At 48.2% G+C, this 15,415-nt stretch carries 13 protein-coding genes; 5 read left to right on the top strand and 8 right to left on the bottom strand.

The genetic code is table 11. From position 1 onward, the window contains the following. Window positions 1-172 precede the first annotated feature (172 nt). Window positions 173-379, bottom strand: coding sequence for a transcription antiterminator/RNA stability regulator CspE (gene cspE, locus C9I92_RS00215; RefSeq protein ID WP_047886694.1), 207 nt, complete (start codon window positions 377-379; stop codon window positions 173-175). A gap of 373 nt (window positions 380-752) precedes the next feature. Next, a complete protein-coding gene (cspE, locus tag C9I92_RS00210; protein WP_047886695.1) occupies window positions 753-962 on the bottom strand; it encodes a transcription antiterminator/RNA stability regulator CspE in 210 nt (69 codons plus the stop codon). A 460-nt stretch (window positions 963-1,422) separates the two neighbouring features. On the opposite strand from cspE (C9I92_RS00210), the gene C9I92_RS00205 reads away from it, so the two are divergent. Further along, window positions 1,423-1,734 carry a DUF496 family protein gene (locus C9I92_RS00205; RefSeq protein WP_047886696.1) on the top strand — a complete coding sequence of 104 codons (312 nt, stop codon included), beginning with the start codon at window positions 1,423-1,425 and terminating at the stop codon, window positions 1,732-1,734. Window positions 1,735-1,843: 109 nt separating this feature from the next. On the opposite strand, the gene C9I92_RS00200 is transcribed toward C9I92_RS00205, so the two are convergent. From C9I92_RS00200 to C9I92_RS00175, 6 genes are all read right to left on the bottom strand, one after another. Beyond that, the gene (locus tag C9I92_RS00200) at window positions 1,844-2,320 is read right to left on the bottom strand and encodes a hypothetical protein (RefSeq protein WP_047886697.1); all 477 of its coding nucleotides are present in this window, start codon (window positions 2,318-2,320) and stop codon (window positions 1,844-1,846) included. Between the two features lie 210 nt (window positions 2,321-2,530). Next, entirely contained in the window at window positions 2,531-3,118 is a 588-nt protein-coding gene (locus C9I92_RS00195) for an FMN-dependent NADH-azoreductase (RefSeq protein ID WP_047886698.1), read from the bottom strand. Window positions 3,119-3,625: 507 nt separating this feature from the next. Then, window positions 3,626-5,056 carry a 16S rRNA (cytosine(1407)-C(5))-methyltransferase RsmF gene (gene rsmF / locus C9I92_RS00190; RefSeq protein WP_047886699.1) on the bottom strand — a complete coding sequence of 477 codons (1,431 nt, stop codon included), beginning with the start codon at window positions 5,054-5,056 and terminating at the stop codon, window positions 3,626-3,628. Between the two features lie 118 nt (window positions 5,057-5,174). Continuing rightward, window positions 5,175-7,802 carry a PqiB family protein gene (locus C9I92_RS00185; RefSeq protein ID WP_047886700.1) on the bottom strand — a complete coding sequence of 876 codons (2,628 nt, stop codon included), beginning with the start codon at window positions 7,800-7,802 and terminating at the stop codon, window positions 5,175-5,177. After that, window positions 7,750-8,979, bottom strand: a complete 1,230-nt coding sequence (locus C9I92_RS00180) for a paraquat-inducible protein A (protein WP_047886701.1) — start codon at window positions 8,977-8,979, stop codon at window positions 7,750-7,752. Before C9I92_RS00180 ends, C9I92_RS00185 begins: the two co-directional genes overlap by 53 nt. A 139-nt stretch (window positions 8,980-9,118) precedes the next feature. Beyond that, window positions 9,119-10,951, bottom strand: coding sequence for an ABC transporter ATP-binding protein (locus C9I92_RS00175; protein ID WP_047886739.1), 1,833 nt, complete (start codon window positions 10,949-10,951; stop codon window positions 9,119-9,121). 83 nt (window positions 10,952-11,034) lie between these two features. On the opposite strand from C9I92_RS00175, the gene C9I92_RS00170 reads away from it, so the two are divergent. The 4 genes from C9I92_RS00170 to C9I92_RS00155 all read left to right on the top strand — a co-directional run bounded on the left by C9I92_RS00170 (window position 11,035) and on the right by C9I92_RS00155 (window position 15,171). Then, entirely contained in the window at window positions 11,035-11,493 is a 459-nt protein-coding gene (locus C9I92_RS00170) for a GAF domain-containing protein (protein ID WP_047886702.1), read from the top strand. A gap of 109 nt (window positions 11,494-11,602) precedes the next feature. Continuing rightward, window positions 11,603-12,250 (top strand): RNA chaperone ProQ, encoded by a 648-nt coding sequence (proQ, locus tag C9I92_RS00165; protein WP_047886703.1) that lies wholly within the window; start codon window positions 11,603-11,605, stop codon window positions 12,248-12,250. 17 nt (window positions 12,251-12,267) lie between these two features. Beyond that, window positions 12,268-14,268, top strand: a complete 2,001-nt coding sequence (gene prc, locus C9I92_RS00160) for a carboxy terminal-processing peptidase (protein WP_047886704.1) — start codon at window positions 12,268-12,270, stop codon at window positions 14,266-14,268. A 237-nt stretch (window positions 14,269-14,505) separates the two neighbouring features. Further along, window positions 14,506-15,171, top strand: a complete 666-nt coding sequence (locus tag C9I92_RS00155; RefSeq protein ID WP_047886705.1) for a lipocalin-like domain-containing protein — start codon at window positions 14,506-14,508, stop codon at window positions 15,169-15,171. Window positions 15,172-15,415 lie beyond the last annotated feature (244 nt).

Here is a 15,415-nt window from a genome sequence, read left to right as displayed (position 1 = left end):
TAAAAGCTAAAAAACGCCAAGAAGACGTATTTCACCGAGGGTGGGAGAATAATGAAGATTGCCCGGAATGTGAAAAAGAAACGGGTAAGAAAAGAAGAAAGCGGCGAGGGTAATCGGAAAATAAAAAAGGGCGTTAAAAACGCCCTTTAAAAATTCTTTAATCTAACTAAAATTAGATTTTTTCTACGTTAGCAGCTTGAGGACCTTTCTGGCCTTGCTCAACGTCGAATGCTACTTTTTGGCCTTCAGCCAGAGATTTGAAGCCTTCACCAGTGATAGCACGGAAGTGAACGAAAACGTCAGCACCGTTGTCTTGAGTGATGAAACCAAAACCTTTCTCGTCGTTGAACCACTTAACGATACCAGTTGCTTTAGACATGATGTGTCTCCTGAAAATAATATAGATGTCACGCTAGATTGCGCACTTAAGCCAGCATAATGAATTACTTATGGACAAAAGAACGTTGAATGCTTCAGGACGACGCTGTGTAAAGCGGTGGAACGAAGTTTCTATTTCACTTTGTAACATAAATAGGACTGCATTACAGGCCGAGGAATATTAGGCCACAGCCGGAAGTGTGTGGCAAGCAAATACTTTGAAAGTATAACGATTTAGGGGAAAAATGTGAGGTCGGTTGTAGGTTAAGATAGTGAAAAAGAAAATAAAAATGAATTTTTGTGCTGAAAAGTAGCTATAAAGTAAAAAAGGGCATCATTTGCCCTTTTTAAAATCGACAGAAATGAACAAAATATTAAATCTTTTCTACATTTGCCGCTTGCAAGCCTTTTGGCCCTTGTTCAGTATCGAAGCTGACTTTCTGGCCTTCTGCAAGAGTTTTAAATCCATCACCAGTAATGGCGCGGAAATGAACAAACACATCGGCACCGCCGTTGTCTTGCGTGATAAAACCAAACCCTTTTTCTTCATTGAACCACTTAACGGTACCTGTTGCTTTAGACATGGTGACTCCTGAATAACTTACATCTGCATACATGCCAATACTATTTAACCTTGAAAACAACTGATGAATCCCTTTGCTCTTCTGTACTTCTGAAAGTATTGCAAGATGAAGCGATTCTTAACGGTGTTGCGTCACTGCCAAACATTACTGGTCTCTTCAAGCCTAGGCATACCCGGCCTAAATGCAAATCTAATTCTGAGAAAATTGTGCTTAAATTCACAGGATAAAAGTGAGGAAATACAAGATTGTTAAACAGTCCATGCCTGAGACTGTATATAGAGACAGCCTTTTCATAAAAACTTGATATCAGACGGTATTATTAAATTTGTTAATGAATTCTGAGAAAAATCAAAGATAGGGCAAATTCAGCCTGATTGGCTAAAATGTGACTTGAGTAACATCTGCGGTTTCTGCTATAACGGGGTCAGTTGGGTTTTGTAGATTCATATAAGGACAAACAATGAACACTATCCTAGAGCTAGTTCGCCAAACTCGCCGTAAGAACAAGCTGAAACGCGAGATCCTGGATAACGATCGTAAAATTCGCGACAACCGTAAGCGTGTTGAGCTTCTTGAAAACCTGATGGACTACATCAAGTCAGACATGACCCACGATCAGATTGTTGAAATCATCGAAAACATGAAAGCGGATTACGAAGATCGTGTGGATGACCACATCATCATCAGTGCAGAGCTGTCGAAAGAGCGCCGTGAAGTCAGCAAGAGCATTAAAGAGCTGAAGAAAGCTGATCTGGCCACTCACAACGTGTAAGCCTGGCGCTAATTTGAGGCTTGTTTTTATACACGTGTAGAGACTTGCTTTAACGCTTAAATAAACCCGGCCGTTGCCGGGTTTTTTGTTTCAATGAATCAGCGGGTGGTTAGGCCGTATATGGCAGGTAGCCGGTAAAGCCACAGATTTTCCAGCCGTCTTCTGTTTTCTTCAGATAGTACAGGGTTTGCCACAGTAAAATGTCTACCTCACCATTGGTTTTCTTAATCTCGCCGTTAAACTGCTTCCGAGCAATCGCCCTGCCATCCGCAATTTCAATTTCTTCAAGCCGGGTAGCAGCATGGACAGCGTCCTCCAGCGGTTCAGCATACTCAGTGTCTGATGCCAGTTTAGCCTGACGCAGCCATTCGTCCCGGTAATGTTCCAGACTTGAAAACGCGAGGTTCCATTTGCCGGGATCTGCTTGATTACCGGCATTGACGGCAAAGAATTCGTTGGCCAAAAAGTCCTTTTCTACCAGTTGCCAGTTGGCCTGGCAGTAAGCTTGTATATCCCGCTGTACCAGCATATTCCAAATGGCGGTACGATCAGCGTCAGTACCTGAAAACGGATTGGTTGAAAGCATGAATGGGGCTCTCCGTTTGTTTAGTGATTGGGAAAGACCTTAAACGATTTCGGAAGAAGTTGTAGAGCGTTAATGAAAAGTTGCGAGTGAGGAAGAAAAAAGCCTTACCCGAATGATGTTGGCTAGGTAGCTGGTCGGGTAAGGCGATGGCAAATGGAACGCTCAGCCTAATAGAAAAATGGTGGATAGCGAGGGATAAGTGTTGCGTATTTACGCGGTCAGTTTATCCAGCTCTGCTTTGGCTTGTTTGATGCCTTCGGCAGCCAATTCTTCACCCATGTTCAGTGCTTCGCTGTACACGACGTCAACATCAGTCAGGCCCACAAAGCCCAGGAATGTTTTCAGGTAAGGCACCATGACATCCGTTGCGCCGCCTTTGTGCATACCACCACGAGTGGTAACCACAATCACTTTTTTGCCGGTCAGTAGACCAACTGGTCCATTCTCAGTGTAGCTGAATGTCACACCGGCGCGTGCAATCAAATCAAACCAGTTTTTCAGCTGGGTAGGGATAGAGAAGTTATACATTGGCGCACCAATAACAATGGTGTCGCTGGCTTTAATTTCTTCAATCAGTGTATCTGACAGCGCCAATGCATCTTGCTGCTTCTGGCTCAGCTCTTCACCGCCACGCAGGCCAAAGGCAATCTCGCCATCCAGTACCGGCAGTGGGTTAGAGGCCAGATCACGCTCTACAATGCTGCTGCCTTGTAACGAATCAACCAGGTGATCAATCAGGCCGTTTGATTGTGAGTAGTCACCCAGGATGCTTGATTTCAGTACGAGTACGTTTGCCATGATGTTATTCCTTAATATCTCAATCAGTAGTGCTTGATGAGAACTATAAGAGTCAGGCGCAGAGGATGATAGCGGAAAAAATCGCGCGACTTGTTCAAAAAAATTGAATTACAAATCAATCCATGTAGCTATCTGATTTTCAATTAATTTTTTGGCGGATGGCCCAGCGGATTTTGTTTTCAAGACAGCGTTTTAATGTGATTTCAGATACGAGGTGGAAAAAACTGAATAGCTAGGGGGCGGCTGACAAGGTAAAAAATAGCCCGAAACGACTCCTGTTTCGGGCTTAGGGGAATGGCTCGTGAGAGCCTTGCGCTAACTGGTTAGTAAATGGAGATCAATTACACTATCAATGGTAGTTCAAGCAGTATAATTTGCCAGTATCACTGCTTAGAATGTCATTCAACTCTGATAGTTAACAAATATTTCAGCCTAATAGCCAGATTCTGTTGACTGTCTGTATACCCGCCAGTGACAACATGCATTTTTATGTGTCAGCAATGAACATCAGATCTCAAATAAGTTCGTATCACGCACCAGCTCGCGCGGTAGGCCATTTTTAATTCGGTTGCTGACCCATTTACCGATGCCAATCGGGTAGTCGCGATAGGTGACAATAACCTCGCCTTTGCCGGCAGGCATATCCGGGCGAATATCGCGTCCCATGAACCACTCTTTGGCTTGCTCAGCATTAAGCGCCACAGCGGTGCTTTCATTGCCTCTAGCCAGTGTCATCACGGCTTCATGTTGCCAACGATAGCCTTTCTTATGGGTCTCTGCCAGCCTGATACCGATACGTTGAAAACGGATCTCACTCAGAAGAGCATGCAGTTTGGCTGGGAACAGCCAGACTTCTTTATCCCTTAGCCAGATTTCGCTGTCCTCAGGAATCGACAGATCCAAATCCAGCCTGAACTGGTTGGCAATCTCGTCTGCCTCTTTGCGGCTGGCCTGGCTGAACGGGAATTTGCCTTTGCGTTTTTTCACTTCCGGAGATTCGACAGAAGCCAACTTCCGAATACGGGCAACAAAGAAACCTTCGCTGTCATAAATTTGTGGGTAAACATGCAGGAAGCCTTCTTCCGTCAGTGCTTTGTCGGCACCGTCGAACAGTCCAGCCAGTGATTCAAATTCCACCGCTTCACCGAAGGTGTCTTTCAGGAAGTGACAGACTTTTTGATTCTCACTCAGGTTCAGGGTGCAGGTGGAATAGACCATTACGCCCCCCGGTTTCAGCGCCTGAAAACCACTGATGATTAAATCGCGCTGAATGGCCGCGATTTCTTCTACGTGCTCCGGGCTCCAGTTTTCCATTGCATCATCATCTTTGCGAATGGCTCCTTCACCGGAGCAAGGAGCATCAAGCAGGATGGAGTCAAACGCTTCAGGTGCCCAGCCACCAAATACACAACCGTCAAAATGGGTCAGCGCCGCATTATGAACCCCGCAACGCTGCAGGTTGGAATGGAGCACTTTAATACGGCTGGCTGCCAGTTCGTTGGCCACTAATGCGCCACGATTTTGCATCGCACAGGCAATTTGGGTGGTTTTTGAACCTGGAGCAGACGCCATGTCCAGCACGCAGTCCAGACGGTCGTTGTCTTTGAGCAATGCGACAACCGGCATCATGGAACTGGCTTCCTGAATATAGAACAGGCCAGCCATGTGTTCGGCTGTGTTACCCAGTGAGACGGTGTTTTCATCTTCGCGTTCAATCCAGAAGCCGGTGTCACACCATGGAACCGGCGTCAGGGTCCAGTCTTTATCGGCTATGCGGGCTAGAAAATCGTCGACACTGATTTTCAGTGTGTTGACTCGAATGCTGCGGCGAAGCGGGGTTTTACAGATAGCGATAAATTCATCCATGCTGAGGTGCTCAGGCATGATCTGGCGAATTTGTTCGATGAAAGCGTCCGGGATAAAAATATTAGGATGCAAGATGGGAATCTCAGTTATCTGGCAATGGCCGCAGAGTCTACCACTTGTGGTGCTTGTCGTAAAAGAAAGGAGCGCCTGTGCGCTCCTTTTCAATAAAATGTGAACAGATGCCAAGGACTTAATGTCTTGGTATTGCAGTTCGCCATGTGTGCCATTCCGGTTTGGCAATGTCATGCAGCAGATAGTGGGTATCACCTTTGGCGCGCGGCAACAGCGGTTGCGCTTCCGGAGTGGCAAAGGCGATGCCACCTCTAATCAGGCTGTCGACGGTACCGCTCTGCACGGATGCGCCGGTCAACCCGATTGTCACATCCAGACCGGAGACATTCCAGAACACGGTATTGGTGCGTACCAGATGATCGAAGTCAGGCTCCACATGGGCCTTAATGATCACGCGGTCTGCTAGATCGCCCAATGCAACATCCACCACCTGGCCCACCTGAACATCACGGTATAGCAATGGGGTTCCGACAGAGACTGAATTGCGTTTTTCGCTTTCCAGAATTACTGTCAGCCCGGAATTGATGCGCTCCGATGTACCTAAGGTAAAGTCTTGGGCGTAATAACCGGTACCCGGGGCAACCGAAATGTAATTGCTCAGCAAAGAGTCGAGGTTTTTGGTGCCGCTCAGACTGATTTTTGGCGTCACAACCCAGAAGTAACTGTCTTTCTTCGCCAGTGTTTTCGCATACTGCGGGAACAGGCGGGCGTTAATCAGCACTTTGCCGGTGTTGAAATCCGGGTGGGTTTCAATCACTTTACCGACATTGACCCCCTGATAACGAATATCGGTGTTGGTCGTGATATTTCTGGCATCGTCGGCTGTCAGGGTAATCAGCAGGCCGAAATCCTGCGCATCCTGCAGGCTGCTGTACAGCTTGTATCGGTTGCCGACCCGGTTCGCCACACCGCTGATATTGTCAAAGGCAATCCCACCCTGAACAAGAGCAGCAATAGGGGCGGCTTTTAGCTTCACTCCTGATAATCCGGCTTCAACTTCGACGCCGGATCGATTCCAGAATACGGTGTCAGGCGTGATCAAATGCCGGTAACTGTTACTGATACGAACACCAATGGTGACGCCGTCACGGGTGAGGGCGTAGTTTTGCACTTCACCCACTGGCATGTTGCGGTACAACACCGGGGAACCTTCCGTAACAGGCGGCAGCTCTTCGGCAAACAGGGTAAAGCTGGAGAATCCTTGTGCTTTCTCTGCGGCCAGCGTTGCCAGTTGCTTACTGCGGTAAAGCGGGTACGTTGACTGAATTTTATGGCTCCCGCTGGTGGTAAACGAAATGCTCTGATTAATGAGCTGATCGGCTGGCGGGATGTTCACGTCCAGCCCGCGAGTGCTCAGGTTAGCCTGAATACCGCCGTCAATGTAAAAGCGGCTGCCGGAGCGAACCAGTGCGGTGTATTCCGGCATGATAATCACGTCAAAACGTACGCGATCACCTTGCAGACGGGCAGATTTCACCCGACCCACTTCCAGGCCGCGGTGGCGGATCTTGGTGCCGCGCTTAATCCCATAGCTGTCTTCAGCGTAGAGTGAGAAGGTGGCCACGCCCGGTTGCTGCTCCTGCAGTTCATCCTGGCTGATAGCAACGAATTTTCGGGTACTTTCACCGGCGCCGGGAATCAGCGTCAGGTAATTGCCACGGATCAGGTTGCTGATGTTTTTTACTCCGTTAAGAGAAAGCTCAGCTTCTTCCAGCAGCATTTTTGAACCAGTGGTCAGTAGATCGCTCATGCTTGGGTCAATCGCCGCCTGAGCAATGATTTTCTTGCGGTCGTGGTCAAGACGAACATCTGAGATCTGTCCAATCTTCAGTCCACGGTAAACAATCGGTGCGCCACTGGCACTGATGTTGTTGTCTTCAGGCAGAGCCACGCTGATCGCAATACCACGACCGGCAGTGTTGAGATCCGGGTAGAGACGGAAAAGGTGATTAGCCTCAATGGCCAGTCCTTCGTCAGGCGAGTCAAATGCGATTGCGCCGCTGAGCATGGCTGACAGGCTTTCAAACTGAATATCGACACCATTAAAGTCGATGTTCGCGCTCATACCGCTGACATTCCAGAACCGGCTTTTATTTGTGACCAGACTCGCATAGGCCGGTTTGATCAGCACATCGATGACCACGCGCTTGCGGTCTTTGCTCAGGGTATAGTTGAACACTTCACCAACCGGGATCTGTTTGTACAGTACCTGGGAACCAATAGTCAGTGCACCGAGGCTAGGGGCGCGTAATTGGATTTTCAGTCCTTCGCCTACCGGGGTATCTGCCGGTTGGCTGTCCAGCGCGCTAAACTCATTGGCGAATTTTCCCTGACCCGGCTGAAGGGCAATGTAGTTACCGGAAACCAGTGCATCGAGCCCCGAAATACCGGTTATCGACGCTTTGGGTTTCACCAGCCAGAAACGGGTGCCTTCTTTGAGGGTCTGAACGGCTTCAGGATAAATATCGGCCTCAACATAAATGCTTTGCAGGTCATCAGATAGGTTAACATCCCGGACGATACCCACTTCAAGCCCCTGATAGCGGATCGTCGTGCGCCCGGCGACCAGACCGGCGGCATCGTTGAAGTGAATACGAATGCGCTCACCGGCGTCGTTGACCGCCTGATAGATCAGCCATCCGGCCAGCATTAATGCCAGTAACGGTAATATCCACAGCGGCGAGATGCCCCGATCACGCTTGATGTTGACCGGTTCGGGTTGTTGGTTGTTGAGTCCGTTGTTCATAGTTGTCCCATATCAGACGAGAATCTAAGCTTTCAGCGGCAAGCATGGTTAGCACCACTACGACACCAAAGGCAATTGCCCCCGGGCCGGGCGTGAAATCCAGGAGTTGGTCGCGGTCAATCAGCGTCACCATGATCGAGATAACAAACAAGTCCATCATCGACCATTTCCCAATCCACTGAATAAAGCGGTAGAGCTTCATTCGTTGCAGATGGTTAACTTTGCGCTTGAACTGGATGGTCAGCAGAATGAATCCTAGCCCAAGGATCTTGGCGACAGGTACCACGATACTGGCAACAAAAATGATGATGGCGATGCCCACCATGTCGGTTTTTACCAGTGTCGCGACTCCCGAAAAAATGGTGTCTTCAACACGTTTACCGTTATTGAGGAAGATTGAAATCGGATACAGGTTGGCCGGAAAAATAAAGACGGTAGCGGCCAGTAAATATGCCCAGGTTTTCTGGATGGAATGGGGCATACGTTTGTAAAGAGATTCACCACAGCGCACACAATGGCTGTGGTCGCCCTGTGTCATATGACAGCTGTGACAATGTAACGAAAACTCGGTTTGCTTATGGTCGGTCTCAGGCTGCCAGGCTTCCCAGTAGCGATTGACGCTTAGACGCGCCAGTAATATCCCCATCAGTAACTGGAGGAGCACAAGAGAGTACAAACCAGGGCCGACAAAAATATCGGCATAATCCTGCACTTTAAAGCAGGAGACGCCCAGGCTGACCAGAAAGACATCGAACATGGCCCAGTGCTTGAGATGTTCCAGAATCCACAGTGAGCGATGGAATAAGCCGAACTTGCGAAACTTCAGGCCAAGCTGGGCAGTAATAACCGCAGTGCTGACCAGAAATGGGGCAATCGAGCTGCAAAACAGGATCAGTAAAGCAACCGCCGGAAAATCACTGGCCAACGTCAGGGTGCCGGATGGCAGTGTTGCCGGAATCATAACCCCGAACAGACGAATGGTGATCAACGGAAAAAAATGCGCCGGAATGAACAGTATCAGGCAGGCGCAGGCAATAGCGAGTTCGCCGGTAAAGCGAACAGTACTGCCGCGATAAAGCCGGGTCTGGCATCGCGGGCAGTAAGCGCTTTGTCCGTGTCGGGCAACTTGCGGCATAACGGGCAGGTCGCAACCGGGACATCGTCTCGCTGTTGTCATGAGGGTTTAATCCTTTAACAATCCCAAAATTTGGTTAAGGCTTGGGCAATTTTTATCAAAAAGGGCCTGCCCATCATTCGATTTATCAGTACTGGTAAAACAATAATGGACTAAGCCCTTAAAAATGAACGCTATATTATTATTTTAAGTTAGCTCTGGCTACTGAGAGTGTGGCCGGTGACTCAGAATTTACCGGCTCAGCAGACTGAACGCTGCCATACAGGGTCTGATACAGCCCTTCCCGGTTGACCAGTTCATAGTGGGTACCACTTTGACTGACCTGACCATCTTCCAGCACATAGATTACATCGGCTTGTTTAACGGCAGATAAACGGTGCGCCACAATCAGCGTCGTGCGACCCGCCAAAAACTGATTCAGTGCTGTGTGCAGTGCCGCTTCCGTCGCGGTGTCCAGGGCAGAAGTCGCTTCATCCAGAATCACAAACTCAGGATCGGTCAGAATCATACGTGCGATAGCCAATCGCTGGCGTTGCCCGCCGGAAAGCTTGATGCCCTGACGGCCAATGATCGTATCCAGCCCTTCGGTCAGGCGCTGGGTTACGTCGGTCATTTGGGCAATTTTCAGAGCTTGCCACAACTGCTCGTCACTATACTCACCACCCAGAGTCAGGTTGTGGCGCATCGTATCATTAAAGAGAACAGGATGTTGTAAGACCACTGCCATCCTGTCACGCAGGGCTTCGTAGCTGACATCTTCGATCGGATGGCCGTTCACCAGAATCTCGCCACCGTCTTTCTGGTAGATACCGAGTAACAGCTGAATCAGCGTCGACTTGCCACCACCGGAAGAGCCCACCAGAGCAACACGTTTGCCGGCAGGGATAGTCAGGTTCAGCCCTCGCAGTACTTCTTTATCTTCATCGTATGAAAAACGTAGATTCCGGACGTCGATATCCACCAGTTTGTCACGATTAAACGGTGAGACTTTCTGCACCGGACGATGTTCTTCTTCTATAGACAGCAGGCCATTCAGGCGTTGCATCGCTGCGGATGCACTGTACCAGGCAAACTGAATGCCCAGCAGTTCCTGAACCGGCCCAAGCATAAACCAGAGGTAACCAAACACGGCGAACATCTGACCCACGGTCAAATCGGTGAACAGCACCATGATCATTGCCATTGCCCGGAACAGTTCAAAACCGACCAGGAATAAAAGGAAGGAAATACGCCCGGCGGCTTCAGATTGCCAGGCATATTTATCGGCATCGCGGCGAATGTCATTGGCGCTGCTTTTCAATTGAGCCAGAAAATCACGTTCGCGGTTTGCAGCACGAAGCTGATAAATACCGTCAAGGGTTTCAACCAGCCGCTGCTGGAAACGCTCAAAGGACTGATTTTCTTGTTTCTTCAGCGTTTTTACGCGGTTGCCCATCAGCTTAGAGGCATAAACAACAAGGGGGTTAACCAGCAGAATAAACAGCCCCAATTGCCAGTTGAGCCACAGCAGAATAATGGCTGTGCCGATGACGGTCAGTAAACCAATCAGGAAGCGGCTCAGAGTATCACCTACAAACTTGTCGATGGTCTCCACATCGGTTACCAGGTGAGAGGTGATCCCACCACTGCCGCGTTCTTCGTACTGACGCATACTGATGCGACCCAATTTGTCGATCAGGTGGCGGCGCATTTTATAGGTAATATCTTTCGCTACGAGGGTGAACTGACGGCTTTGTAAAATGTTCAGCGCCTGGCTGGAAATGCGCATCAGCACTACAAACAGCAGAACCAGTAAAATGTAAGCGGTGGGTTGCTGCCAGGACTCAGGAAGAAACAGGTTCAGAAAGCGGATACCGTCGGCGGGCTTACCCAATAAAATTTCATCCACCATCAATGGCATCAATAGCGGAATAGGGACACTGATCAGAGTCGCAGCAAGAGCGATAACGTTTGCAGCAACCAGTCTTGATTTATGATGTTTTGCTTGCTTTATCAGCCAAGACCAGTTAATCATTTGTTTCGAATTTTCTTTCACAATGATAATGATTCCTATTACTAATATTGGTGTCATTTTAACGGCTATATAAGGAGTAAGCCATGGAAAATGTAACGAGGTTTTACGACACACTAACGAAGCAAGCCGTCGCGCTGGTTGAAGGTGAACCTGATTTGATCGCTAATATGTCTAATATTAGTGCGCTGCTGGCGATGGAGTTAGAAGATATTAACTGGGTAGGTTTCTATATTCTGAAAGAGGATCAACTTGTTCTGGGGCCGTTCCAGGGTAAACCGGCATGTGTACGTATTCCTGTTGGCCGTGGTGTTTGCGGTACTGCGATTGCGGAAGACAAAGTGCAGCGTGTTGAAGATGTTCATCAGTTTGAAGGCCACATTGCTTGTGACGCAGCCAGCAATTCCGAAATTGTCATTCCACTTCATGTGAATGGTGAGCTATACGGTGTATTGGATATTGATAGTCCAAAATTATCAAGATTTAGCCAATCCGATGAAGACGGTTTGGTATATATGTTGGAAGAACTACAAAAAAGACTCTAATTAGATGCTTTCGGTGGTTTTTCGGCGTTAGGTAATTATAATAGCGGAACAATTTCTTTTTGATTTATGTACTAACTGCGGGGAAGACTCGCATGTGTCAGGAAAGTCCATGGAAAACTCTGAAAAGCTAACGAACAGTAAAGAAGTGATTGCCTATATTGCTGAGCGTTTCCCGAAATGTTTTACTGTTGAAGGTGAAGCCAAGCCTCTGAAGATTGGTATCTTCCAGGATCTGGCTGAGCGCCTTAGTGATGACCCGAAGGTAAGCAAGACTCAGCTGCGTACAGCGCTTCGTCAATACACTTCTTCCTGGCGTTATCTTCACGGTGTGAAAGCAGGCGTAAGTCGTGTAGACCTTGATGGCAACGAGTGCGGTGTGCTAGAACAAGAACATGTTGAGCACGCGCAAAAGGCACTTGAAGAAAGCAAAGCCAAGGTTCGTGAACGTCGTAAAGCACAAGCTGAAGCGAAAGCGGCAGCGGGTGAGAAAGACGGTGAAGCTAAAGCGAAAAAAATTCGCGCCAAAACTGCTAAACCAAAGAACACCAAGCAAAAAACGACTAAGCTAAATAAAAAGCCTGCAGAAACGACCCGTGCACTGGCTGCTGATGAAGTTGTTGTCGGCAAAGACGTTAGTGTGAACATGGGCAACGGAAACATGCCGGCGACTATCGTTGAAATTAGTAAGGACGACGTGCGAGTGCGACTATCAAATGGTCTGACCATGGTAGTGAAAGCGGAGCACCTTCGTTCATAAAGGAGAATGTTCGACGCATGAAATGTCGATACCGTTTCTCACTGATTGCTGCCGGCATGATGCTGGCAGCTTCAGCTCAGGCCCTTGAGGCCAAATACTCATTAAGTGACATTCCTCAGTTAGAACCCGAAAAGCAGCATGCGACTGCCAGTAAGCGGGTTGCTTCTCGCTTTACTCGTTCTCACTACAAGCAATTCTCACTTGATGATAACTTTTCTGCCGGCATGTTTGATCGTTATCTCGAAATGCTGGATTTCAACAAAAGCTTCCTTACCGCTTCAGATATCAAGCAGTTTGAAAAGTGGAAAACCCAACTCGATGATCAGTTGAAACGGGGCGAAACCTCTGCTGCCTTTGATATGTTCAATACGCTGCTCAAGCGTCGTTATGACCGATACCAGTTTGCATTGAATCAGCTTGATCGTGAGATCAAATTTGATATCGATGAAGACATGGTGATCGACCGTTCCAAGCTGGACTGGGCGAAAGACCGTAATGAACTGAATGAGATTTGGCGCAAACGCGTTAAATACGACGCGCTGAACCTGAAACTGACCGGTAAAGAGTGGCCTGATATCAAAGAAACGCTTGAGAAGCGCTACAACAATGCGCTGAAGCGGTTGACTCAGAGTCACAGTGAAGACGTATTCCAGATCTACATGAACGCTTTTGCGCGTCAGGTCGATCCGCATACCAGTTATTTGTCTCCTCGTAACGCCGAACAATTCCAGTCAGAAATGAATCTGTCTCTGGAAGGGATTGGGGCGGTTCTGCAAGTCGTCGATGATTACACCGTGATTCGTTCGCTGGTGGCTGGTGGTCCGGCTTCAGCCTCGAAGAAACTGGCCGCCGGTGATCGCATTATCGGCGTGGCGCAGGACGGCAAAGACATGGTGGACGTGATTGGCTGGCGTCTTGATGATGTTGTGCAGTTGATCAAAGGCCCTAAAGGTAGCAAGGTTAAGCTTGAGATCCTGCCTGAAGGTAACAATGCCAAAAGTTACGATGTCACAATTGTCCGTGACAAAATCCGTCTGGAAGACCGTGCAGCCAAGTCAGAGGTGAAAATCTCGCACGGCCGTAAGATTGGGGTGATTGAAATCCCAAGCTTCTATGTGGGTTTGGCAGAAGATACCAAGAAAGAGCTGGCGAAGCTTAGCGATGAGCAAGTGGATGCGGTGATGATCGACCTGCGTAACAACGGGGGCGGTGCACTGACGGAAGCGACGGCACTGACCGGGTTGTTCATGAACAGCGGACCGGTTGTACAGGTGCGTGACAGCTATGGCCGGGTTAAAGTCAACGGTGATTCAGATGATCGTGTTTACTACGATGGTCCTCTGACGGTGCTGATTAACCGCTACAGTGCGTCAGCATCCGAGATTTTTGCAGCTGCGATGCAGGACTACGGACGAGCGGTCATTCTGGGTGAGCAGTCATTTGGTAAGGGTACGGTGCAGCAACACCGTTCGCTGAACCATATCTATGATCTGTTTGATAAACCGCTGGGTCACGTTCAGTACACCATTCAGAAGTTCTACCGTATCAACGGCGGTAGTACACAAAATCTGGGTGTTGTTCCGGATGTGCCATTCCCGACGGCGGTAGATCCGTCTGAAACCGGTGAAAGCGTCGAAGATAACGCACTTCCGTGGGACAGCATCAAAGCGGCGCAATACTCGAAGATGTATAACTTTTCGCCGATTCTGCCTTCACTGAAAACCAAGCACGAAAAACGTATCGACAAGGATATGGAGTTCGGCTTTATTCAGGAAGACATCGATCGTTATAAAGAAGAGAAGGACATTAACACCATCTCTTTGAACGAGAAGAAGCGTATTGCGGAGCAGAATAAAGAAGATACTGAGCGTCTGACTCGTCTGAACGAGCGTCAGAAAGCACTTGGCAAGCAGCCGTTTGCCAAACTGGATGATGTGCCGAAAGACTACGAAGCGCCGGATGCGTATCTGGACGAAGCCCTTGCTGTAACCGCTGATCTTGTCAGCGTACAGAGCTAAACGGCATACAGATTCTGTATAACCTTCGAAAGCGGTACCTTAGGGTGCCGCTTTTCTATTTGATTTATCAGACTTTCTTGTCCGATTTTTATTTTAAAACCATGTCTCATAGCTGAGACGCCTTGCCTAATAACCGTGATATTAATCATATTTCTCATCCATTCCTGGCAATGAAGGCTAGGGTTAAAAGGTAGATGTCAAAATTCTGGCCGTTTTACTCTGCACGAGGGAATCGCTATGGTGAGATCATTGTTAGTGGCAGTATCAATGTTATTGGCTTCCTTGACTGGCACCGCGCAGGCAAAGGCTGACCTGACAGAATTTGATTACCCGTTGCTGCTTGGTGACTGGTACTGGTTTAGCAACACGGAAGAGGGCGTAGAAAGCGAAGGGAGCAGCTATCGTGCAATGAACATCAAGTTTAAATCAGACTACCATTATGTGATTCGTCTGTTGCAGGTAGACGGAAATGTTGAAGAATGGAGCGGCATTTACGACATTGATGAATCAACAGTAACCTTTCGCAGTCGCGGCCAGCCTGAGCAACAGCATACTTACATGCTGAGCTACAACCAGTTTTTATTAGATGGTGCGCGATTCACAAAACTGGCTCCTGAACATCTGGCGGGCAACTGGCGTTCATCGCGCATCAGCGGCCAGGATGTGGGAGATGCTGTCACTCAGTTATCATTATCGCTTCGTCCTGACTTTTTGTTTTCAGCAGAAGTGTCTGGCAAAAATGGCAAGAAAATCGAACATCGCGGAATTTACTACATCGAAGATGATCAAATCGTGCTGATTTTTGAAGACGGCCAGCACGACAGTCAATTCCGGTTAGGCAGTAACACCCTGACTCTGACTAACAAGCTGTTCGGGATGGAAGCTATCATGCAACGTGAATAACGGTTTCTTGATCGCGTTGTTGTCCATATGAAAGATTGGTTATGAGAGGACAGTGGTGAGTGGCTGGCTGATCGGTCACCGAACCAAGCAATACGAATCAAGCAACACGAATCAAGCAACAAAAGACGCAAGGTTAGGGTGAAATAGCGATGTAAAAAAGGCTTGTTTTCACAAGCCTTTTTTATTTTTTTGGAAGAGCATTGAACGTAAATTGGCGGTCAGAGGTAATTAGTTCTTTGCCTCA

Origin of the sequence: Photobacterium ganghwense (assembly GCF_003025595.1) — a bacterium.
Classification (GTDB): Bacteria; Pseudomonadota; Gammaproteobacteria; order Enterobacterales; family Vibrionaceae; genus Photobacterium; species Photobacterium ganghwense.
The sequence above is the reverse complement of the archived record's forward strand: the minus strand, read 5'-3'. Positions and strand labels throughout refer to the sequence as shown.

What these genes read in the sequence shown, in the direction of transcription:
- cspE (WP_047886694.1), bottom strand. Translation starts at nt 379, where the DNA reads ATGTCTAAAGCAACTGGTATCGTTAAGTGGTTCAACGACGAGAAAGGT.
- cspE (WP_047886695.1), bottom strand. Translation starts at nt 962, where the DNA reads ATGTCTAAAGCAACAGGTACCGTTAAGTGGTTCAATGAAGAAAAAGGG.
- C9I92_RS00205 (WP_047886696.1), top strand. Translation starts at nt 1,423, where the DNA reads ATGAACACTATCCTAGAGCTAGTTCGCCAAACTCGCCGTAAGAACAAG.
- C9I92_RS00200 (WP_047886697.1), bottom strand. Translation starts at nt 2,320, where the DNA reads ATGCTTTCAACCAATCCGTTTTCAGGTACTGACGCTGATCGTACCGCC.
- C9I92_RS00195 (WP_047886698.1), bottom strand. Translation starts at nt 3,118, where the DNA reads ATGGCAAACGTACTCGTACTGAAATCAAGCATCCTGGGTGACTACTCA.
- C9I92_RS00185 (WP_047886700.1), bottom strand. Translation starts at nt 7,802, where the DNA reads ATGAACAACGGACTCAACAACCAACAACCCGAACCGGTCAACATCAAG.
- C9I92_RS00180 (WP_047886701.1), bottom strand. Translation starts at nt 8,979, where the DNA reads ATGACAACAGCGAGACGATGTCCCGGTTGCGACCTGCCCGTTATGCCG.
- C9I92_RS00175 (WP_047886739.1), bottom strand. Translation starts at nt 10,951, where the DNA reads ATGATTAACTGGTCTTGGCTGATAAAGCAAGCAAAACATCATAAATCA.
- C9I92_RS00170 (WP_047886702.1), top strand. Translation starts at nt 11,035, where the DNA reads ATGGAAAATGTAACGAGGTTTTACGACACACTAACGAAGCAAGCCGTC.
- proQ (WP_047886703.1), top strand. Translation starts at nt 11,603, where the DNA reads ATGGAAAACTCTGAAAAGCTAACGAACAGTAAAGAAGTGATTGCCTAT.
- prc (WP_047886704.1), top strand. Translation starts at nt 12,268, where the DNA reads ATGAAATGTCGATACCGTTTCTCACTGATTGCTGCCGGCATGATGCTG.
- C9I92_RS00155 (WP_047886705.1), top strand. Translation starts at nt 14,506, where the DNA reads ATGGTGAGATCATTGTTAGTGGCAGTATCAATGTTATTGGCTTCCTTG.